19 protein-coding genes and 3 pseudogenes are annotated in these 21,702 nt (G+C 54.2%); 17 read left to right on the forward strand and 5 right to left on the reverse strand.

The features are described 5' to 3' along the window. Nucleotides 1-319: 319 nt before the first annotated feature. The 5 genes from FHR87_RS16905 to nhaA all read left to right on the forward strand — a co-directional run bounded on the left by FHR87_RS16905 (nt 320) and on the right by nhaA (nt 2,888). Nucleotides 320-592, forward strand: a complete 273-nt coding sequence (locus FHR87_RS16905; protein WP_183167915.1) for a type II toxin-antitoxin system prevent-host-death family antitoxin — start codon at nt 320-322, stop codon at nt 590-592. Then, nucleotides 592-1,005 carry a putative toxin-antitoxin system toxin component, PIN family gene (locus FHR87_RS16910; RefSeq protein ID WP_183167916.1) on the forward strand — a complete coding sequence of 138 codons (414 nt, stop codon included), beginning with the start codon at nt 592-594 and terminating at the stop codon, nt 1,003-1,005. The genes FHR87_RS16905 and FHR87_RS16910 overlap by 1 nt, the downstream gene beginning before the upstream one ends. 69 nt (nt 1,006-1,074) lie before the next feature. Further along, entirely contained in the window at nt 1,075-1,320 is a 246-nt protein-coding gene (locus tag FHR87_RS16915; RefSeq protein WP_183167917.1) for a hypothetical protein, read from the forward strand. Beyond that, entirely contained in the window at nt 1,314-1,496 is a 183-nt protein-coding gene (locus FHR87_RS16920) for a transposase (RefSeq protein ID WP_183167918.1), read from the forward strand. The genes FHR87_RS16915 and FHR87_RS16920 overlap by 7 nt, the downstream gene beginning before the upstream one ends. A gap of 183 nt (nt 1,497-1,679) precedes the next feature. Then, a complete protein-coding gene (gene nhaA / locus FHR87_RS16925) occupies nt 1,680-2,888 on the forward strand; it encodes a Na+/H+ antiporter NhaA (RefSeq protein ID WP_183167919.1) in 1,209 nt (402 codons plus the stop codon). Between the two features lie 424 nt (nt 2,889-3,312). Here nhaA and FHR87_RS16930 read toward each other — a convergent pair. After that, a pseudogene (locus tag FHR87_RS16930) lies at nt 3,313-3,762 on the reverse strand (IS1595 family transposase); the annotation flags it as partial. Between the two features lie 281 nt (nt 3,763-4,043). Next, nucleotides 4,044-5,213: a GGDEF domain-containing protein gene (locus FHR87_RS16935; RefSeq protein ID WP_183167920.1), complete on the reverse strand. Its 1,170-nt coding sequence runs from the start codon at nt 5,211-5,213 to the stop codon at nt 4,044-4,046. 376 nt (nt 5,214-5,589) lie between these two features. On the opposite strand from FHR87_RS16935, the gene FHR87_RS16940 reads away from it, so the two are divergent. The 4 genes from FHR87_RS16940 (at nt 5,590) to FHR87_RS16955 (ending at nt 10,555) form a co-directional block, all read left to right on the forward strand. Then, nucleotides 5,590-5,844 carry an AbrB/MazE/SpoVT family DNA-binding domain-containing protein gene (locus FHR87_RS16940; protein ID WP_183167921.1) on the forward strand — a complete coding sequence of 85 codons (255 nt, stop codon included), beginning with the start codon at nt 5,590-5,592 and terminating at the stop codon, nt 5,842-5,844. Between the two features lie 29 nt (nt 5,845-5,873). Next, complete coding sequence (locus FHR87_RS16945; RefSeq protein ID WP_476693172.1) at nt 5,874-6,188, forward strand: type II toxin-antitoxin system ChpB family toxin; 315 nt, start codon at nt 5,874-5,876, stop codon at nt 6,186-6,188. A 218-nt stretch (nt 6,189-6,406) separates the two neighbouring features. Further along, entirely contained in the window at nt 6,407-7,108 is a 702-nt protein-coding gene (locus FHR87_RS16950; protein ID WP_183167923.1) for a hypothetical protein, read from the forward strand. Between the two features lie 216 nt (nt 7,109-7,324). Continuing rightward, nucleotides 7,325-10,555: a hypothetical protein gene (locus tag FHR87_RS16955; protein ID WP_183167931.1), complete on the forward strand. Its 3,231-nt coding sequence runs from the start codon at nt 7,325-7,327 to the stop codon at nt 10,553-10,555. Between the two features lie 406 nt (nt 10,556-10,961). Here the strand turns inward: FHR87_RS16955 and FHR87_RS16960 are convergent. Beyond that, nucleotides 10,962-11,930, reverse strand: a pseudogene (locus FHR87_RS16960) (transposase); the annotation flags it as partial. Nucleotides 11,931-12,047: 117 nt separating this feature from the next. After that, the gene (locus FHR87_RS16965; protein WP_221189893.1) at nt 12,048-12,992 is read right to left on the reverse strand and encodes an HNH endonuclease; all 945 of its coding nucleotides are present in this window, start codon (nt 12,990-12,992) and stop codon (nt 12,048-12,050) included. A gap of 425 nt (nt 12,993-13,417) precedes the next feature. Here FHR87_RS16965 and FHR87_RS16970 point away from each other — a divergent pair, with 425 nt between their 5' ends. From FHR87_RS16970 to FHR87_RS17005, 8 genes are all read left to right on the forward strand, one after another. Then, nucleotides 13,418-13,705 carry a CnrY/NccY family anti-sigma factor gene (locus FHR87_RS16970; protein WP_183167925.1) on the forward strand — a complete coding sequence of 96 codons (288 nt, stop codon included), beginning with the start codon at nt 13,418-13,420 and terminating at the stop codon, nt 13,703-13,705. Further along, a complete protein-coding gene (locus FHR87_RS16975) occupies nt 13,702-14,145 on the forward strand; it encodes a periplasmic heavy metal sensor (RefSeq protein ID WP_183167926.1) in 444 nt (147 codons plus the stop codon). Before FHR87_RS16970 ends, FHR87_RS16975 begins: the two co-directional genes overlap by 4 nt. Next, nucleotides 14,142-14,708: a sigma-70 family RNA polymerase sigma factor gene (locus FHR87_RS16980; RefSeq protein WP_183167927.1), complete on the forward strand. Its 567-nt coding sequence runs from the start codon at nt 14,142-14,144 to the stop codon at nt 14,706-14,708. Before FHR87_RS16975 ends, FHR87_RS16980 begins: the two co-directional genes overlap by 4 nt. 134 nt (nt 14,709-14,842) lie before the next feature. Further along, nucleotides 14,843-16,045: a TolC family protein gene (locus FHR87_RS16985; RefSeq protein WP_221189894.1), complete on the forward strand. Its 1,203-nt coding sequence runs from the start codon at nt 14,843-14,845 to the stop codon at nt 16,043-16,045. Nucleotides 16,046-16,112: 67 nt separating this feature from the next. Then, entirely contained in the window at nt 16,113-17,225 is a 1,113-nt protein-coding gene (locus FHR87_RS16990) for an efflux RND transporter periplasmic adaptor subunit (protein WP_275944091.1), read from the forward strand. Next, nucleotides 17,222-20,428: a CusA/CzcA family heavy metal efflux RND transporter gene (locus FHR87_RS16995; RefSeq protein WP_183167929.1), complete on the forward strand. Its 3,207-nt coding sequence runs from the start codon at nt 17,222-17,224 to the stop codon at nt 20,426-20,428. The genes FHR87_RS16990 and FHR87_RS16995 overlap by 4 nt, the downstream gene beginning before the upstream one ends. Nucleotides 20,429-20,475: 47 nt before the next feature. After that, nucleotides 20,476-20,847: an EamA family transporter gene (locus FHR87_RS17000; protein ID WP_221189895.1), complete on the forward strand. Its 372-nt coding sequence runs from the start codon at nt 20,476-20,478 to the stop codon at nt 20,845-20,847. 155 nt (nt 20,848-21,002) lie between these two features. After that, entirely contained in the window at nt 21,003-21,470 is a 468-nt protein-coding gene (locus FHR87_RS17005) for a helix-turn-helix domain-containing protein (RefSeq protein WP_183167930.1), read from the forward strand. Here FHR87_RS17005 and FHR87_RS19570 read toward each other — a convergent pair. Next, nucleotides 21,456-21,644, reverse strand: a pseudogene (locus FHR87_RS19570) (helix-turn-helix domain-containing protein); the annotation flags it as partial. The gene FHR87_RS17005 and the pseudogene FHR87_RS19570 sit on opposite strands and share 15 nt — an antisense overlap. Nucleotides 21,645-21,702 lie beyond the last annotated feature (58 nt).

Here is a 21,702-nt window from a genome sequence, read left to right on the forward strand (position 1 = left end):
TAGTGGATACAACAACGCACGTTAAGGGTACGCAGTAACGGCAAAAAAACTGGCACGCCGAGTTGCCCAAAAAGGGCCAAATAAAGGCTTATTGCGTTTTTTGAAGCACGGGTTACTCAAGAAAAGCGTTTATTAGCAGGTCAACCAGGAGAAGCCCGCTCTATACGGGCTTTAGCGGGCCATATTCGAATAGGTCTAGCAGCTTGAGTTTATTGCCAAGTGCTCCATGTGGATGACTCCTCTCAAAAGAGTAAAGCTGGACAACATATATTACCTCTATCATTATGGTCATAATGATCAACATAGCTGGAGGTTACTTATGATCACCGAAGTCAATGCCGTCAATTTCCGGCAAAACCTGGGCGAAATGCTCAATCAAGTGCAGTATCGCAACGACAGCATCCTCATCAATAAGGATGGCAAACCCGTGGCTGCCCTGGTGGATGCAGAGCTGTTCGCTCGTATCCGCCGAATGCGTGACCGTTTCGATGCACTCAGCAGTCGTATTGCCGAAAACTATGCCGAGGTGCCTGTCGAGGAAGGACTGGCCGAGATCGATGCTCTGGTTGCCGAGGAAAGGAAGACTCGCTGATGGCCAAATTGCGAGTCGTACTGGATACCAATGTACTGGTGTCCGGGCTAGCGTATCCGGGAAGCGTGCCAGGCCGCATCATCGCTGCTTGGCACCAAGGGGGGCTGGATGTGGTGCTGTCGCGCTACATTCTTGATGAAATGACGCGGGTGCTGCCTCGGCTATCCCGAGTGAAATTAAGTACCTCAGAGATCCGCGACCTGAGCGACAGCTTTATGTTCCTCGCGGATATAGTCGAGCCGGATGACGAGCAGGATGCCGGCCTGCGCGATCCAGCCGATCAGCCCGTGTTAGCCACGTGGAAGGCAGCGCGGGCACATTACCTGGTTACGGGTGATAAAGATCTGCTGGTATTGGCCGACCGTTATCCAGTCGTTACGCCAGCGCAATTCTGGACGCGACACGGAGGTTGATTCACAGGCAATCCCACAGCCATAGCGAGCAGCTCCTAGTTGAATCGCAACTCGCACGGAACCAGCCTCGTGCGCTTTGTAGGTGAGCATCTGGTGCGCCATGCCAAAGCCCGCCGAGAGAATTTCCCGGTTGAGCCCAGCCTTCTGCCGCAAACGCCGGCCCGGCGCTTGCGCCGTACCGCGGGCGCTGCGGCTTGGGGCCAGTGCCTCGGTGGCGATCAACGCGCAGCGCTGCACCAGGGCCGAGGTCTGGCGGTGGAGAAAATCGCGTCGCCGCTTGGCTCGGCGGCAAAGCTGATCACGTTCACTTGCTGATCGACATCCGTCCGGCCCTCGACATCTCGGCGCTGGTCAACAATCTGAAAACAGCCAGTGCTCGGCGAGCCAGAGGACGCTTCTCCGAGCATCTGGCCGCCGTCTACCGCAAACTGGTTTTCTGGCATCGCACTTACTATGTCGGCAGTGTTGGGGAGCGACGCTCGAAACGGTAAAAGCCTATGTAGAGGCACAAGGCACTGAGGAACACGCCCGAAAAAGCGCAGAGCGGAAATCAAAGTCGCCCGCCGCCTGGCAACACACCTTTTGTGTAGAATGAGACCTTGGGTGTCACCGCAAAACGTGGGGGCAGGTTTAATTCAGCGCAGGTCGGGCCGCCGCGCGGAGCTGCCGTGCCTATGACCCCAAATCCGTCACGCCTTGACAAAGCCCACGACCATCGCGAGTCACCGTCCACTCTGGCTTTTCTCTCCCGGTTTTTCGCTGCTGAATCAGCAGGCGGCTTGATCCTGATGGCTGCTGCTTTGGCAGCGCTCGTCGTGGCCAACTCTCCTTGGTCTGATGCTTACTTCTCGACACTGCATATCAAGATCTTTGGTCTTTCGATTGAGCATTGGGTCAATGATGGCCTGATGGCTATCTTTTTCATGTTGGTCGGCCTAGAGATCAAGCGTGAAATACTGGTGGGCCAGTTATCGAGCTGGAGCCAGCGCGCTCTTCCAGGTTTCGCCGCACTGGGCGGCATGCTGTTACCGGCCTTGATCTACATCGCCGTCAACTGGGACAATACTGAAACCCTTGGTGGATGGGCCATTCCTGCAGCAACCGATATCGCGTTTGCCTTAGGCGTACTGTCACTACTTGGCAAGCATGTCCCCATCTCCTTGAAAATCTTTCTGTCTGCACTGGCGATTCTTGATGACCTTGGGGCCGTGCTCATTATCGCCCTGTTTTATACCAGTGGTTTGTCTGTCAGCATGCTGCTGGCCTCGCTGGGAGTTATTGTTTTTCTGATGATACTCAACCGCTGCGACGTGAAAAAACTCTCTCCTTATTTGGTAGCCGGCGGCCTGCTTTGGTTCTGCATGCTCCAGTCTGGCATCCATGCGACCTTGGCTGGTGTCATTCTTGCTCTGTGCGTTCCGCTGGGTGATCCAGACAACGAGCGGCAGTCACCGCTTCTCTACCTCGAAAAAAAACTGCATCCGTGGGTAGCTTTCGCGGTTGTGCCAATCTTCGGCTTTGCCAATGCCGGGGTATCCCTTGCGGGTATTTCGCCAAATAATCTAATCGACTCTGTACCGCTGGGAGTGGCTCTTGGGCTATTGCTAGGCAAGCAAATCGGAGTGTTTGGTTTGGCGACGCTGGCTATTCGTTCAGGTTTGGCAACGCTGCCCAAGGAGTGCGGCTGGTTCCAGCTATACGGCGTCGCACTCCTGTGCGGTATTGGATTCACGATGAGTCTTTTCATCGGAGCGCTGGCTTTCCCAAGTAATCCGCATCTGGTCGATGAGGTAAAGGTCGGAGTGCTACTGGGCTCCATTCTGTCCGCCATTCTGGGAGTTATCGTTCTTCTGAAGGCCCGAAGGGCAAAAGCATCAGTCTGATCCAATGCGATCACCCAAGTAATGCGTGATCCAGAAGGGGTTGCGCTTACCTACATAACCCAACCGGATGCGTCTAGAAAGATCGGTGGCACCGAGGAATATCTTCTATGACGCTGAGTAGACGAGCCCAGGACGGAGGATTGCCTAATCGTAAAGCCCTAGATATCTGACAATCACATGTCACTTGGCTGGATTGGCGTCCATTGATGCGGTAGGAGATCTTCAATATCTCTTGCCCATTGAGCTTGGCTGGCTGGATCAGGCTCATCAACGCCGCCGAGCGATCCAGCTTGCGCCCCAGTGCCTGCTGTTCGGCGTGGTTATTATCTAGCCGTCTCCCGTTCATTGAGATAATGCTAAATGCTTTCCTCGGTCTACTTGCTGTGAGCGGAAAATAAAAATTTAGGGGCTGTCGTAGATAAGGCTAGATTCCAGCCCACTCCTTCAGCGTTTTGAGTTGTTGTTTGTGGGTACCGTAGTTGAAACGGAACTCGCACTCCTTGAGGAAAAGCGGGAAGCTTTCCCTCGGGATTCCATTGTATTTGCGTAGCACGCGCTTTGCCTGGTTCCAGAAGTTCTCGATGCCGTTGATGTGGTTGTGGCCACGAGCGAACTCGGCCGAATGGTTGATGCGAACGTGGCGGAACTGGCTCACATCCAGCGCGTCGTAGCTGCCGAAGCTGTCGGTATAAACCCAGCTGTCTGGCGCTATTTTCCGCTGGATTACAGGCATCAGCGTGGTGGTCTTGGCGTTGTCCACCACCTTGGCATACACCCTGCCGCCGCGTTTGAGCAGGCCAAATACGACGACCTTGCCGGCAGCCCCGCGACCACGCTTGCCCTTGCGCACGCCGCCGAAGTAGCTCTCGTCCAGTCCGAGCTTTCGGTTGTGGCCCACAGGGAATTCCGAAGCAAACTCATAAAGAAACCACAAGGGTGGCCCCAACACCCAACACCCAACACCCAACACCCAAGAATGATGTAACCCCATGGTTCTCTCAGGCAGCTTCCGTAGTGGCGAACTAGAACGGCGAATGCCAAAGATGCAGTTGCTAAAAAAATGACCAACCAAACCAATGGCCGAATATCTCTCAATTTCAGCATGTCCCTTTTCCTCATGCCCAACTACATTTCGACACCAGATAGCGTAAAAAACTACGCCAACTGGTGTCTCGCCAGGGTCCGATCGATCAGGCGGATACTATCGCGTCCGCCACGCTTGGATTCGTAGAGCGCGGCGTCGCCCTGCTCGATCAATTCCGCCAGACTGGCGGGCGGTTGGTCGAACAGGTTGGCCCCGATGCTCAGGGTCACCGCTTCGGGCGTGACGAATGTCTGTGAAGCAGCCTTGTGAAACTGATCACGTAGCGCGCTGCCCAGCCCTACGATTCGCTCACTCGACGCGTTATTCAGCAGGATGATGAACTCGTCACCGCCCAGCCGGGCCGCAAGCGCGCCTTCGGGCAGTACCGAACGAATCATCTCGCTCAGCGCGACGAGCAGTCGGTCGCCGGCGGTATGGCCGTACAGGTCGTTGACCAGTTTGAAGTTGTCGACATCGATCAGCAGCAAGGCACCTGGTCGAGCGCTTGAGACTTCATCCAATAGACGCGGTGCTCGTACTTCGAGGGCACGGCGGTTGTACAGAGCGGTTAACGGATCACGTGCGGCCAGCCGTGCTATCCGCTTCTCCCGCCGGGAGCGCTCGGTACCGGTCATCGATAGCGCGATCAGCATGATCGCCATCGCACCCTCGACCAGCGAAATCTGAATGATCTCACCATGGAAGGCTGCAAGATCGATCAGAGTGCCCGGAATGACTGCCGATATCCCCTTGGCGAGATAGAAAATCCCGTGGATCAGCAGCACATAACGCAGCTGTACCGCCCCCACGCTCAACGATTTGCCATGGGAACGCAGGAGAAAGCTAGCTTTGAGCATCAATAGGGCTACTAGCAGCGAATTGACCAGCAGCATGACCTTCGACCACGGCGGCTCTCCCGGCAATAACAGCAGTGCAAGCCAGGCGACGAAAATCAGGTACCAGGCACGAGACAGGCGCGCCTCTGTGAAACGCGCGACGCCCAGCAGGAAAAGCCAGTGGGCCGTCACCAGCAGGCCGTTGGCAAACCAGATACCGATCAGCAAAAGGCCGCTCCTACGCAGCAAGGCGAGTGTCGACCCCATGGTGATCGTTGCAAAGCCCGCACTCCAGAACAGCAGCGAGGGCTCACGAACACTGCGCCACTCGACCGCCAGATACAGCGCGGCGGCCGCTGCGAGGGCGATCGTGAGTACCAACAGCGTGGGAGGGTCGAGCGCCATATCCTGACTGGCCTGTCTAATTTGCGGTGAAGGGGCTCGATTGTAAGCGCTTGAGTCGATTTTTCGGAGAGCTCATCACTCTCTACTGTGCAGCAGCAGTAGCCTGATGCAAGCATGCTCGGCAATTGGTGACTCAGGGTTCTACTCCATTTCCAAGAACATCCGAACTAAAGCACTTCATGTCCAAATGCCACCCTCAGTTGCATGCCGAACAACTGAATCTGTTCCCTTCCCTTCCCTTCCCTTCCCTTACCGAATAATTTCGTGTCCTGGATCACTCTTTTAAAGCATCAACAACGTAGATACATTGGATACACGGTTTACCTTGCAGATCTTTCGCCTACAGATACAATGTAGAAACATTGAGAGGTGATCTATGGAACTTAAAATTCAGCAATGGGGTAATAGTGCTGCGGTTCGTCTGCCGGTTTCTTTGCTTAAAAAACACAACCTGGCGTGTGGTGACTCACTAGCTGTTTCCGATTCTGGTAAAGAAATCACGCTGCGGCCGGTCAAGACAAAACCGCGTTATCGCCTGGCCGACCTGATGGCTCAATGTGATCTGACTGCGCCTGAGCCCACAGAGCTGTCTGCATGGAACACTATGCAACCAGTGGGGCGTGAGGCGTGAGGCGAGCGAAATACAGCCGAGGGGACATTGTGCGTCTGAATTTGAATCCGACCGCTGGCCGCGAGCAGCAAGGCGACTTCCGTCCCGCACTGATTCTGACCCCAGCCGCGTATAACGCTTCTGGCCTAGCGGTGATTGCACCTATCACTCAGGGAGGCGACTACGCTCGTTATGCAGGGTTTGCCGTGACACTGACAGGTTCAGGAACGGAAACACAGGGCGTCATTCTGACCAACCAGATTCGCACCGTTGATCTTGAGGCTCGCAGTGCGAAGCGTATCGAATCCGTGCCCGAGGTTGTGATTGACGACGCACTGGCTCGTGTTCAAGCACTGTTCGAGTGAAATGCGCTGGCTTCGCCGTACCGAATGATGGCAAGCCTCTTATGATGCAGACCTCCTCGAATCTATCTTGAGGGACAGCTTATGGCCGGACACTTTCGGCACAGAACGAAGCATCCAAGCCATTCGTTGAGCTGTTGGAAGCCTCAAAGAGCGATGCTTACGGGTCGACTGCGACCAGAACGCCGACCAGATGACATTACACAAGGACAGTTGTGAGTATGACGTACATAAATTTGCCCAACGATCAGCAGCGTGCGATCAGCGAAATTGAAGTGAATGCACTGCGGGCAGCAGTAGACAAGTGCCTGGATGAGGAGCGCGTGGGGCCGATCCACGAGCTTAGACTCAGCCAGTGCGGGCCATTTGTTACCTCCAAGCTTCAGGCGTTTCAGCAAGCGATCGGTGAACACGCCAAAGCGAAGGCCTACGCCAAGCGCGAGCGTACCAGGGCTGACGCACTGCGTGCCGGGAGCGATCTAGTCCATGTAGTACAGCAGATGAAAGGTCGCGTTGAAACCGAACATCAGGAGGGGCTGCTGTTTTACATCGATGATCAGATCATGCCGCCTTTCCATCTGAGCAAGCGGCTGACGGTAAGGATTCCATTCCGCTGGCGACCATCACCGACTGCGGAGTGGAAATCCGGGCAAATTACTTTCGTCTACGACTTCTCCCCTCGGCCTGACTATACCCAGTTGCTGTCTAAGCGAAAGCCCAGTGCGGCCAAATCCACGAGGGATCTCCAAGATCGCCTGTACGAGGAATGGGAGCGCCTGAAGATGCAGGCGCTGTACTCTCTCAGGGAGTTCTTCCGGAAAGGTGGCGCCGGTGAAACTGTCCCCGAGGTTTTCTCGGTTCAGCCAGATCCATATGGCGGAAGGCTGAACAACTTTAGCTGCAATTTTTGGCAGCCAAAGTAGTCGGGCTCTCAACTCCCGGCGAAGCCTTCGGCCGGGCCCCCCTATGACCGATGGCATAGGTGACCGAGCGTCTGCCCACCAAACTTTCTCCGCAGGCGCCTCCCCGCATCGTGAATCAATGCACCAGCATGACAGCATCGAGTCCTCACATTGACTCCATGCCGAGACGGCGATTGGCAGCTGAGGCGATGCCCATGAATATTTCAGGAGTGGATGATGGGAAAGCAACAAACGGCGACAAAGCTCGCTCGGCCTAATCCGAAAGATTTCCTACGAGCAAGACGCCCGGAGCAGTTCTCTGACTCCATAAAGCTGCATGAGTCAGCCATCGACCGCTCCATGCTGGAGTATCATTTTGAGAGTCTGAACAATCGAAGCCAAGAGCTTCAATTTGAGACCTTTGTCAGGAAGCTCTGCGAGCGAGAAATCTGTCCCAACCTAGTTCCGCAGACCGGGCCAACTGCGGGTGGCGACGGAAAAACCGATACCGAAACGTATCCTGTTGCGAATCAGATCGCTTTCTTCTGGGGCCTCAACGATGCTCCTGAGGCAGAGCGCTGGGCATTCGGCGTCAGTACTCAGAGAGCGTGGAAGGCCAAATGCGTCAAGGATGTCGAGAGCATCATGTCGACGGGGCGTGGCTACGTCCAAATCTTCTGTGTCAGCAGCCGCTACATCAAAAACAGCTCCAGGGTAGAGCTTCAGGACGAGCTCTCGAAAAAGCATGGTGTCAAGGTCACCATCCTCGACCGAACCTGGCTGCTTGATAAGACGCTGCAACCCAAAAATCAGCACCTGGCCATTGACCATCTAGGCCTCACAGGCAACTTTGAGAGCAAAGTCCAGCTCGGCCCCTTCGATGCTGACAAGCAGATCCAGCTAGCAGATATTGAGCGTCAGATCGATCAAATTGAAGACCCCGGTCATTTGACCATTCCACAAGTCGACCTCTACACAAACCGCGCCATCATCTACAAAGAGCTTGAGCGCGACGCTTATGCCGTGCGGCAGCAGTTTGATATTGCCGTGCGGACTGCAAAGAAATTTGGTACCCCAAGACAGCATTTCGATGCAATTTACGAGCTTGCATGGGCTGCCTATTGGTGGCTTGAGGATGCCGATCTTTTTGAAGCCAACATTGAAAAGGCACTTAGCGTAGCCGAAGAGACTGATAATGTTGAAGTCTGGGAGAAAATCGTAACGTTGTTTAGCTTGGCGGTTACAAGTCACCGAGAAGGCACCTGCACCCTCGATGTTGTTTCCTTGGAAGACAATATCCGCACCAAGTTGAACGCATTAGCCAGTGACGCTGATATGATTAGTGGAGCGCTTCAAGCTAAAACATCTTTGGCGTTGCTGGATCTGTTGAGGGCTGAAAGTGAAGAAAAAGTTACCAATACTTTTCGATCTTTGACCTTGATAGCCGATAGCGCTAAGAAGCTCATTGGATACCCCATGGCTCGGCTCATCAACTTGCTTGAGGAGCTTGATGTGGCGTTTGGTGACTTTGAAGCCTACGAGGATCTGGTTGATAAGGTCATTGACGATGCCAGCGCTCGGGAAGGTAGTCGACTAGTAGCGGACAAGTACCTTCGACGCGGTGCGGTTAGCCTCGATAAGAGGGATTACTACAGGGCGATCAAGTGCCTAGGGTTGTCCCTCTACGGGCTGTACAATAACAAAAGCAAAACAGAAATTTTCTCCGCTCTGTACATGTTGTCCCATGCCTATGAAAAACAGGGACTGCTCTGGGCTGCGCGTGGGGCCGCGCTGATGGCTGCTCACCTTGTTACCGCTGACGCCCTCAAAGAGCAGCGAAGCAGTAGCAAGCAGGTCGCCATCTATCATCGTCTGATGTGGATTGATGCACAGCTCGGACACTTAAGTCAGTCGTTGCACTGGTACTCCCTGTCTCACCTTATTGCTCCGATGCTGGCTGAAGATCGTTGGACAGACGACCAGAGAATTAGTTACGAATGCTTAATCGGTCAACTATTTCTTAATGCAAAGTTTTCAGATATTGAAAAAATAGCGTGGTTGCCAGATGGGCTGAATCAAATGGGTCTGCCTCTATGCGCGGACGCTCTCTTAGTGTGCCTGGGGCATGAGGACAAGGCAGGCCCGGAAAGCGAGTCAATTGATTTTGACTTTATCAATATGTGGCGAAGCATTGACCTGGGGGGATCCCCAATTGCTCCGCTCGATCTGTATTCAGAGCGCTGGACGACCATAGACTCACACATCCTTGGTTGTAAGGTCTCAGTTACTTTCCCAATTAAGCCGCCGTGTATCGAGTTGGCGCAGCAGTTACTGGCTGTTTTGGAAAGCTTCTGTGCCCCAATGATGGCAGATCATGCGGTGGCTACAGTGCCCAGCGTGAACATTGACATTTCATTGGAGGACGAGGATGACATGGTCTTGCAGCATGCGTTCGATATGGGTGCGCAAGTAACTTCCGCCCAGATCCTGTGCTCTGCCTTCGATATTGCGAAGCTTGACAATGACCAACGGGCAATCATCCAGCAGTTTTATACTGAATTTTGCCTCCATTTTGTTTCAGTAATTTGCCCCCAGATCGGTTGGTCAAAACTGGAAGAGATGCTGCGAGATGATAAGGCTTTGGAGCGTGCTGTTATCTTCAACTGCAATCTAGGGCTGGAAGGGCTCATGATGGGGTACGATGCTGTCCCAGGAATAGCGTCTCACCGAAAGCAGTCTTTCGAATTGTACGAACCAACTCGAAAAGTAACTTGGTTCGAGCACCACAAGATCGAGAAGGTGGATTGGCACCTTAAAACCGGCGTCGGTGAGGAACGGCCAAAGCATCCATTCCAACTAGAAGCGCTGAAACACAGGGAGCTGAAGGTAACCTCTTTGATTCAGGCTAGCTTGTGGGATCAGGCGCGATGGAAGGCCATGGGTTTCCAAACATGCGATGGGGAAATTCCCGTTTTGATGTTCGGCTTCGAACAGGCAGCAGTCGGGGACAAAATATTCTCAAACATGGCGAGGACTCTCGGAGACAAGGATCCTGCAAATACATTGCGTATCGCATTGATCCGTGGGATCAGCAAGCAAAATCCCACGCACTACCGTGTTGTAGTTACAAACAATATCGATGTTACCGAGGCCGACTCGACAAAAATTCAAACCAGCCTCTCCAGAATTAATACCATGACTCCGGAATCGACTGTTAACCTCGAAAGATTTTTTAAGGACTACGAAATTTGTAAAAAGTGTCATATTGCTACAGTAAACGCCCAAGGCAAACTCGTTACTCATCTGTTAACCTCCGGCGTTGTCACAAAGTATGCTTGGGAAATCGATGAGAACGATCAAGAAATCTCAGCAATTAGGCTTGATGATGATGTGTTCATTCCGGAAGGCATGGCTAATCCACCTATAAGCCGGGCGCTGGCGAAGATTCGCTCGTTGAGCAAGCGTTAGGACGATAGCCGTCTGGAGCTAGATACCGCCGTTAGGGCGTCCATGGGCAGGGTTTTCGCGCCCTGCGGGTCAGGCTTCGATGCTGTGAATCACCCCAGGTAAGTACCTGAACGGAAGTTTTCCGGGCTTTGCGCCGTTCCGAACCATGCAAGCCCCTGTGGTTCAGGAGCCTGCATGGGCATGCGCAGGAAAAATGCCGGATTATTTTTCTTCGAGTACTTATCCTAGATACATCGCGAGTGTCTGCTTTTGGCCGATTTTGTTGAAAAAGGCGATTCTACGGCAGCCAGCCGGCCAGGTGCACCAGCTTTCGAAGTGGCTGCAAGCCACTTCAAGTTGCCTTTCGGGGTTTCACTGAGCGTCCGGGCTCAGGTTTGCGGGTTAATTCGAGGGTTTCTGCTCGCACCGTGGCCGGTGGCCCTTGAGGCAAGAGCTTGGCCATGCGCCGCAGGTTCTGCACGGTCGCAGCCAAGGTGAATTCGTCAGTCGCGCCCGTCAGGCCGCGCAGCCGCAAGCGGTCGACTTTCATGATCCGTTTGAGGTGAGCGAAGAGCATCTCTACCTTCTTGCGTTCACAGCGGGAGTGAATGTACTCCGGCGTCTTGGCGATGCGTCGTGCTACGTCGCGAGCAGCTTCATGGATGCTGCGGACAATCTTGCGGTTCGGCGTATTGGGACAGCACTTCGCTTTCAGTGGGCAGGCAGCGCAGTCGGCTTGGCTGGAGCGGTAGATGATCGTGTTGGCCTTGGTCACCCGCGAGCGCTGCTGGGTGAACGCACGCCACTCACTGCGCAGCGGTTTGCCGTTTAGGCAGCGGTATTCCTCACCCTCTTCATTCCAGTGGAAATCATTGCTCGAGAAGGTGCCATCCTTGCGTTCGGTTTTGTCCCACACTGGGACATGCGGTTCGATGCCCTTTTCTTCCACCATCCAGGCCAGCATGGGCGCTGTCCCATAAGCGATGTCGCTGATTAGACGTTCCGGTGTGATGTCGAAACGCTCTTCGACGCGTTCCACCATGGTCTTGGTCGACTCGACCTCGGTGGTGCGGTGAGCCTGCGTGGCTTCCACGTCTAGGTCGGTGTCGATCAGGTAGTTCGTGGAATAGGCGAAGAACGCCGGCCCGCCCGGCGCAGCCGTCCAGCGGGTCGGTCAGTGACAAGCGCTTGGGTAGCGTTTCCGCGAGTGCTTCGTCATCGAGTGCCTCGAGGTACTCACGCACGGCGCGCGTGCTGAGTGCCGGGTCGCCCAGTTGATCGCTAGCCGACGCTGTCGGTTCGCATCTGCCTTGATGATGCTGGCTTCCACAGCAAAGCCTTTGCCTTTGACCAGGCCGGCGGTCATACAGCGACGAACCACTTCATTGAACAACCAAATCTCCCTTCGATGCCAAACACGTAACGTAACCGTCCGGGCAACTCACTTTCCTGACATAGTCGCTTCATAAATTGATGAGCAGTTCCTGACAGAGTCCCAAGAACCCTTCAGTGGCTAAGGATTCAATCCATTGATCGCTTCAATTGCATGCGGATCGCAAATGCTCGAGAGTGAATATAAGTCGACGAATATCCTTTGTTCTCCCTCTGCATAGCTGGCGATTTTGTACTCGGGGAAAGTGAATGTCAGACCGTCCTGCTCGATGTTAAACAACGAGAAATTTTCTGGTTCGGGCTCTGTCCCTGAAGTGAGCCATTCTACGTCATAGCGTCCGGTTTCACTGAGCCTGTGACGGACTACATCTGCGAGTAGAGGAAGGCGATTGAGATCACCAAGAAGATATTCAAGGGTGATTGGGTGAAACGGCTTCAGCGTATAGTTCAGTACGTGCGTGTCTCGCTGCCCATGGGCCGCGCCGGTGTAATAGGTGTCAATGCTGTACTTGATACTGATGACCTTCTCGTCCCTCCGTATGATTCGGTAGTGACCGGACAGGCCAGCCTTGATGTTCATGAGCGTGCCATCAAGCTCCTCGGGGTGCTTGTCCCAATGCTCCTGGGTACGCTGAAAATCCGCAAGGAGCTCTAAACCCCATGCTTCAATATTTCGGGATACGATGCGCTCAACCGGGCTCGGAAAGTCCGGAAAGTCGAATTGAAATGTGAACCCCGGAGCGCCATCGTTTACTTCATTCAATCGGCGCTTGTACTCAACAACCTCGGCCTGGAAGGTGCCATTGTCGTGCTTGCCAAACTCCTTAGCCAAATTTTCCTTGTAGATATGTAGAGCCTTGCGGTCGATGTCACCATTATGGACACGGCGGTGACAGAGCGGGCAGAGCGCGATCAGATTGGAGTACTCATGTTTTCTGCAGGTTTCCCATGGCACGATGTGGTGGACATCAAGCTCCGTCTGGTTACAGCGAGGGATTGCGCAGCGATGGCCAGCCTCTATTAGGACAGCGCGACGGATTTCAGTTGGGATAGCAGGTCTGGACAAAACAGGCCTCTCTGGCTCGGGAGTGAATGAGTAGCAAATGATCAAGTGACTGTATGTACCGAAATGGCTGGTGTCCAACATTTCGGGGTCAGATCACTTCGTCGAAGCGGTGTTTTGGATACCGCGCACTGGTACCTAATGGTGAATGCTTCCCAGCCGCTTCGGAGCTTGGAACAGCGTTTTCGAGCACTTTTCGCGCAGGTGCAGGATCGGCATCTGGAACAAGCTTCACTCGGTGCCCAGTCTTGAGGTCCACCTCACGAACTCCGGGAGGCGTCCCATATAAGAACCTAGGCTGAAGCATTTCTTTTCTGCGCCGACGAGGTGTTTAGCGCCATGGGCTTCGTACCTTCGGTCATTCCCCTTTATCAATCAAAGGGGAAACACTTCGAGCGCCGTATATAAGCCAATTGCGGGAGAACAGCATGGCAAATCTAGACGACTGGCTTGTGAAGGCCGCCCAACTCACCAATGTAGAACCTTCTCAAGCCAGCCTGGAAAAGCTGGAACAACGCCTGGCCACAGAGCCTAGCCCGAGAATATTTGCTGCTAGACGAGAGTTTCGACGCACCTTGCTCTGCACTACCGTAGCAGCCTTGCTCGGTTTCACGGGGAGCGGTGCTCTGGTCAATGCGGCATTGGCCCCATTCACACCCACATGGCTTTCTGCCCCGTCGGCTATTTCTCCTTCTGTATTACTGGTGGGTAGATGAAACCGCGTTGTCGATTTAGCCTACTTCTTTCCATCGTATTGGGCTGTTTGCTGGGGGCTGTGGCGGCCGGATTCATGACCTTTACCTGGCATAGGCATCATCCTCGAAGCGACCTTCATGAAATGCTGCATGAGGCTGTCCCGCTCGATGCCCAGGAACAAAAAATCCTTGATGCCCAAGAGCGCGCTTTTATACAGCGTAGATCAATGATTGAGATGCACATGCAAACCGCAAACAGACAGCTGTCCGAGGCGATCACTAATCATCCGGGCTGGACGCCAGCGGTCGAGGCAGCAATGCAACATGTCGAGCAGGCAGCCGCTGACCTACAACGCGAGACACTTGTTCATATTTTTGAAATGCGTGCCGGCTTAAAACCAGAACACCGCGCAGCCTATGATCATGTGTTGATTGAGGCGCTTCGCCACGGCTCACCGTGATATCCGATCAGCCTGACAACACGTTTGCCAGACTTGCAGCTCACGGTGACCAGCATGCCTTCAGCCTCCTGGTTCAGCGCCATAGCCCTGCGTTAGCTCAGGCGGCTCGTAGCTTTGGCATACCTGAGACGGATATCGACGACATCGTACAAGATACCTTTATTGCCGCTTGGCGCGCCTTGGACGAATACGATGAAACACGATCTTTTCGGTCCTGGCTGTTTCGTATCGGGCTCAACAAGATGCGGGATCTATGGCGATCACGAAAAGTCAGGAGCTTTCTGTTCGGCGCGATTGAGTTGGAAAGCTCGGATACGCTGCAGGTAGCCGATCTTGGTTCAGATCTCGAGCGAAACTCGATTGCGCAACGCGAGCTCGTCCGGGTCGTTTCTCTATTGAATGAACTGGATAGGGATCTTCGAGAAGCGCTGGTGCTGACTGCTATCGTCGGTATGTCTCAGGTGGAAGCGGCTGCGGCTTCAGGTACGACCGTAAAAGCCATCGAGGGCCGTGTATTAAGAGCCCGCGCCAAATTAGCAGCCATTCTGGATCAGTGTGGCTAAAAATTTTCAGCAAAATTGAGGGTAACGAACTTCCCCCCCGTATTAGACATACCGGTCTTCTCGACGGGACTGTCTTGCCAGGGGGATAAATCATCATTTCCACATTTCGTCGTGCTTCTTGCACACTGACTTTTTTGGCATTTGCCTCGATTACAAAGTCCATCCAGGCCACCGAAGCGCCGTCCTATGCAGTATTACTGAGACAGTCGCTTGCAAACGCTCCTGCACTCCTTGAACAAGCAGCCCATGTACGAGCTGCAGCGGCCGATGCTCAGCAATCTCAGGCGTGGCTCAATCCAAGTTTCGATGCGGAATTTGAGAACCTTAGCGCTCCTAAAAGCGGCGGAGTCAGTCAGCGTCAAGATACCTATACGCTCACTCAGCCCTTTGAAATAGGCGGTAAACGAGCCGCTCGGGTCGAGGCGGGTGAGCGCAGCCTTGACGTAGCAGAGGCGCGTCATCGACAGGTACGGATCGCCTTTGCTGCCAATCTAGCCATTGCCTATGCCACCGCAGCGGCTATGCAAGAGCGCCAGGCATTGGCGAGCGAAGACCTGGCACGGGCCAATGACGATCTTCGAGCAGCAAAGGCATGGGTGAAAGCCGGTAAGGAAGCGAACCTACGTCTAGCTCAGGCTCAAACGGGTGTCGCTACTGCTCAGGCAGCAGAACAGGCCGCTATAGCCAATACAACCGAGGCTCTTGAGCAATTATCAGCCTTAGTTGGAGCCAAGGCTCCTTATACGCAGGTCGACAGGACGCTCCTTACGTCCGTTTTTCAACTAGCCATAGCTGAGTCTTTATCGAATGACGAAGCACCGACAGTAGCAACTGCAGCAGCCGAACGTGATGCCCTGAACGCCTTGGTACGTGTTGAGCAGAAAAAGCAGATTCCTGACATCGGCCTGGGCGCAGGGCTGAGGCATTTTGGTTGGGCGGATGAAGCAGCCTTCGTTGTAAGTGTTTCTGCAAAAATCCCGATATTTGATCGGAACAGCGGCGGGATAACGGCAGCCAGGGAACGTGCGATAGCGGCAGATACTCGACTCGAAACAGCCCGTCTTGAGGCTGGAGCGGCTCGTCGAGCGGCCTTGGCTCAAGTCAAGGTATCCGAGGGGCGTTTGAACGCTGCTGTACAAGGCGAAAGTGCCGCTACTGAAGCTTATCGTTTGGGTCGAATCGGTTACGACGCAGGCAAAACGTCGCTGGTCGAGTTATTGGCCATTCGGCGTGCTTTGTCTGATGCGAAAGCACTGACAATTAATACCCGTTTGGCACGTATTTATGCGCTTGCAGCACTTTCTCAGGCCAATGGCCGCATCCCTTTTGGAGGTTGAAGTAATGGAACGGGGCCACAGGCAGCCAAGTTGGCCGATGATGGTAGGTATTGCAGGTATAAGCACCTTGGCTGGTTTCAGCATCTCGCATTGGTCGATACTCAAGGAAACGCCCTCGTTACCTATAGATGAACCTTCTCACACAGCCGTAAGTGCAGCTACAGCATCTGTCGAAGTAAAAATTCCAGCTCCCTACCTTGCCTCGGCCAATATTGCTGTGGAGCCGGTGATCATCGGCAAGGTGGGCATGGATATTCTGGTACCTGCAGTGGTCACCTCTCCTCCAGGCGGAGAAGCGAGCGTGGTGGCACGCGCTTCTGGCACCGTCATTCGGGTTAACTACCTGCTTGGCGATATGGTTCGTGCTGGTGATGTTCTTGCACTGATCGATAGCTTCGAGGCAGCTTCCATGTCGGCTGATCGTAGTGTAGCCATGGCCAAGGTCGAACTTGCCCGTAAAAGCTATGCGCGAGAAATCAGTCTGTATCAACAGGGTGTAACGCCCCGGCAAGACATGGAGGCAGCAAAGGCTACCTTGACCGTTGCCGAAGCCGAAGTGCGGCGTGCTACTGCCGTGGCACAGGCCGCACATATCTCTGATAATGGTAATTCAGTGGCGGTAGTCAGTCCGATAAATGGCAACATAACAACCGAAATGGCAACACTCGGTGCTTTTGTCGAACCGCAAGCTGAGCTCTTTCGCATAGCAAATTCGAAAGCCGTCCAGGTCGAAGCCTCCGTTACGGCAGCAGATAGCAGACGCATTACCGCAGGTAATCCGGCGGCCATCATATCGGCTACAGGCTCGCCACTATCTGCCGTGGTGCACTCAGTTACCCCGACGGTTAATGGCAGTACCCAGACGGCGACAGTCGTACTAAAACTCAACGAGTTCCAGAGCCTGACCGTCGGTGAGGGCGTGCAAGTACGACTACAGACGCATGAAGACGAGCGTGATGGATTGTCGGTGCCTGAAGACGCGGTGCAAAACCTTAACGGTCGTGACGTGCTGTTTGTCCGCACCGCTGAAGGTTTCCGAGCCCAGCCGGTATTGATCGGTGTTCGTAGCGGCAGTCGGGCTCAAATCGTCTCAGGTATCGGTGCTGGCGAACAAGTCGCCACGCGCAACGCTTTTCTCGTCAAAGCGGAAATGAATAAAGGCGCCGAGGAAGAAGAATGATCGGTAGTATCCTCAGCGGCTCGGTTCGCCTGCGCTGGTTTGTCCTTTTTTTAACGGTAATGGCTGCCGCGATCGGAGCATGGCAGTTGAACCTTCTACCGATCGACGTCACACCGGATATTACGAATAAGCAGGTTCAGATCAATACGGTGGTACCTACTCTAAATCCTGTCGAGGTCGAAAAGCGCGTCACGTATCCCATCGAGATGGCGCTTGCAGGCCTCAATGGTGTTGAAAGTACCCGCTCGTTTTCCCGCAACGGGTTCAGCCAAGTCACGGTAATCTTCGATGAAAGTGCAGATTTGTACTTCATGCGGCAGCAGGTAACGGAGCGATTAATAAAAGCGCGCTCCAGCCTGCCTGATGGAGTAGAACCCCAAATGGGACCCGTCTCCACCGGACTCGGCGAAATTTTTCACTATAGCGTCGAGTATGCCAATCCCGATGGAAAAAATGCTTCTCGCCATGATGGTCAGCCAGGCTGGCAGAACGACGGCAGCTTTCTTACCGGACAGGGTGAGCGATTTAACGACCCGATATCCAGGCTCGCCTATTTGCGCACTGTCCAGGATTGGATTATTCGACCACAGCTACGTACTACACCTGGCGTGGCCGATGTCGACTCTCTCGGTGGCTATGTAAAGGAATATGTGGTTGAACCGAATATGGCAAAGCTTGCTACCTACGGTATTTCCTATGCCGATCTGGCTCAAGCATTGGAGGATGCCAACTTATCGGTCGGTGCCCATTATATTCGCCGCTCGGGTGAGTCTTATTTAGTCCGCGCCGATGCGCGCATTAATTCAGTTGAGGAACTTAGAAGTGCGGTCATAACCAATCGCCAGGGCGTACCGATCACTGCGGGGCAGGTGGCAAATATAACAGTTGGGGGAGAGCTGCGTTCTGGTGCCGCTAGTCGAAACGGTTACGAGACCGTTGTAGGTAGTGCTCTTATGTTGGTCGGAGCGAACAGTCGTACGGTTGCACAAGCTGTTGGCGATAAGTTGAAGGAAATCGCAGGTACATTACCGGTAGGTATCATCGTAGTACCCACCTTGGATCGCTCACAATTGGTGCTGGCGACCATTCAAACGGTTGCGCGTAATCTTTTCGAAGGCGCGTTGCTGGTTGTCGCGATCCTATTCTTGCTGCTCGGTAACTGGCGAGCGGCAGTCATCGCAGCACTTATCATTCCACTGTCGCTTCTGATGAGCGCAATTGGTATGAACGCCCTTGGTATTTCAGGCAATTTGATGAGTCTGGGTGCACTCGACTTCGGCCTGATTATTGATGGTGCCATCATTATCGTAGAAAACGCGTTGAGTCGACTCGCGACACGTCAGCACCGGGAAGGTCGATTACTCTCGTTGAAAGAACGGCTGGAAGAAGTCACTGAGTCTTCCAAAGAAATGATCCGTCCAACAGTTTATGGCCAGATGGTGATTTTTCTCGTTTTTCTGCCTTGTCTGACGTTTCAGGGCGTTGAAGGCAAGATGTTCTCGCCCATGGTCATTACGTTAATGCTGGCGTTGGGCTCAGCTTTTGTATTGTCGCTTACGTTCGTGCCGGCCATGCTCGCCATTTTGCTGAGAGGCCACATCGCCGAAGAAGAGGTGCCAATTATTGCTAAAACGAAGCACTACTATGGTCCTCTGCTTCAGCATGCCGTTGTTCGGCCTATTCCGTTTATTGGTGCAGGCTTAGGAGTACTGTTATTGGCTATCGTCGCTTTCACCGTCGTTGGCCGTGAGTTCATGCCAACCTTGGATGAACAGAATCTCAATTTATCATCAGTACGTATCCCCTCGACCTCGATCGACCAATCAGTCGCTATCGATTTACCGCTTGAACGTGCAGTGATGACGCTACCTGAGGTGGAGACTGTTTATTCGAAAGCCGGTACCGCAAGTTTGGCAGCAGACCCCATGCCACCAAATGCCTCCGACAACTACATCATTCTCAAGCCCAAAGACCAGTGGCCATCTGGAGTAACCACCAAGGAGCAGGTCATCGAGCGTATACGTGAAAAAACAGCTCCATTGGTTGGCAATAATTACGATGTTACGCAGCCTATAGAAATGCGCTTTAACGAGTTGATTGGCGGGGTACGTAGCGATGTTGCAGTTAAGATTTATGGCGATGATCTCGACGAATTATCTGCCAGTGCTCAACGAATCGCCGCAGTATTGCGTAAAATACCCGGTGCATCGGATGTGCGGGTCGCCCAGACCGGAGGTTTTCCTACTTTCGATATTGTGTTTGATCGGGCCGCTATCGCTCGCCATGGATTAACCCTGCGTCAGGTCAGCGACACAGTCTCGATAGCGCTGGCTGGCAAAGTGGCCGGACAGATTTTTGAAGGTGATCGCCGCTTCGATATCGTAGTACGCTTGCCTGGCGAACAACGCGACAATCTCGACGTGCTTGGAGCATTACCTGTGATGCTTCCTGCAGCAGCAGGTCAAGCGGATGCCTCCGTGCCTCTTCGCCAACTCGCACAGTTCCGTTTCACCCAAGGCTTGAACGAGGTAAGCCGAGATAATGGCAAGCGTCGCATCTATGTCGAAGCGAATGTGGTTGACCGCGATTTAGGTAGCTTCGTTACGGAGGCTCGTTCACGTATAGCCACTCAAGTAAAGCTGCCGGCAGGCTCATGGATCGGATGGGGTGGCCAGTTCCAGAATCTCCAAGCGGCAACCCAACGCTTAGCGATCATTGTTCCGATCTGCTTTGTGCTGATTACAGGGGCATTGTACTTGGCGATAGGTAACGCCATGCTCACCGCTACCATCCTCACCGCAGTACCTCTGGCACTGGCTGGTGGCGTACTTGCACTGGCCTTGCGCGGCATACCTTTTTCGATCTCAGCGGCAGTTGGCTTCATTGCTGTATCCGGTGTTGCAGTACTCAACGGCCTTGTATTGATCTCCGCCATCCGCAAAAGGCTTGATGATGGCTGGGGGACAAATGCAGCGGTAATCGAGGGAACCATGGAGCGTGTACGCCCGGTGTTGATGACCGCCCTTGTCGCCTCACTCGGCTTTGTGCCGATGGCCATCGCAACGGGTACGGGAGCAGAAGTCCAAAAGCCACTTGCAACGGTGGTTATCGGCGGTCTGGTTAGCGCAACTATTTTGACTCTATTCGTGCTGCCTGCGATTTGCAGCATGGTGCTAAGGCGCAGCGCGTCCACCAGCTCTTAAAGCGGTGCAATCACGGCTGTGCCCAACCAAACAAATGAGTTGATCGAATGAATTGGAAGGAAGGGTTGCGCCAACCAGGTGTGCTGGCAGCCCTTGGTGCTGCTGTGCTGTTTGGCGCAGGAACACCGCTGGCGAAACTATTGTTGGACAGTGTCAGTCCTTGGCTGCTGGCGGGGCTGCTCTACTTAGGTTCGGGGGTTGGGTTAATGCTCTACCGCCTCCTGAATCGCGCCCCAGCAGTTAGCCTGCCGTGTCAAGAAGTGCCATGGCTCGCCGGCGCGATTGGAGCCGGTGGCGTTGTTGGGCCGGTGTTATTGATGCTGGGGCTAACTGGCATGCCAGCCTCGGGCGCCTCACTGTTGCTCAACGCCGAGGGCGTGTTCACTGCCCTGCTAGTGTGGTGTTCCGCAAATAAATAGAACTATGTAGGCGATGCGCTGTCTGACCGTGCGGATCAGGCATGAGAATGCACAGCATGGCGAAGACGGGACGTCCTCCAGCAGGGTTGGTGATCACCGACGCAGAGCGCGCGGAGCTTGGCGCGCCGCAAGTGGCCCAGTGACGAGAAGCTGCGGTGCTGGCGCTTGCCAACGGTGAATCGAGCACGTCGATCGCCTCGCGCTTGGAGACGACGGCGCAGACGGTGAGCAAGTGGCGGCGTCGTTTCCAGTGCTATCGCTTGCTGGGGCTGAGCGGTGCGCCACGCTCGGGTCGCAAGCGCAGCCTGGTCGATGAGCAAGTCCAGGACATCGTGGATCGGGTGCGGCAGACGCAGCCGAAGAATGCGACGCACTGGAGCGTGCGCAGCATGAGTGCGGCGACCGGGGTATCGGCCACCACGGTGCATCGCATCTGGCGTGCGTTCGGGCTCAAGCCGCATCTGCAGGACACGTTCAAGCTGTCGACCGATCCGCATTTCGTCGACAAGGTGCGCGACGTGGTCGGGCAGTATCTGAACCCTCCGGATACGAGGCCGACCTGCCCTGGGTTCGTCATTGAGTCCTTCCAGCCCCCACTGGACAAAGCGAAGACGCCATCGTGAAACTGTCTGAGCGGTAATGCCCAGTCGCCTGGCGATCGACGAGCCGGACTCGCCCTGAGCACAGGATAGGATGATCTCAGCCCTTAGCTGTGAGTCGGCCGGCCCTTTACGTCTGGCACGATGGTGGGTGAGTTCAGCTGAACCTGTCCCCTGAGAACGGACGCCAAGAAGCACGGGGTCAAGCGGCCTGCTTCATCTTCCTGGCATAGTCGTTGGGCGACAGGTAGCCAAG

The sequence above is a fragment of the Azomonas macrocytogenes genome (assembly GCF_014191985.1).
GTDB lineage: Bacteria > Pseudomonadota > Gammaproteobacteria > Pseudomonadales > Pseudomonadaceae > Azomonas > Azomonas macrocytogenes.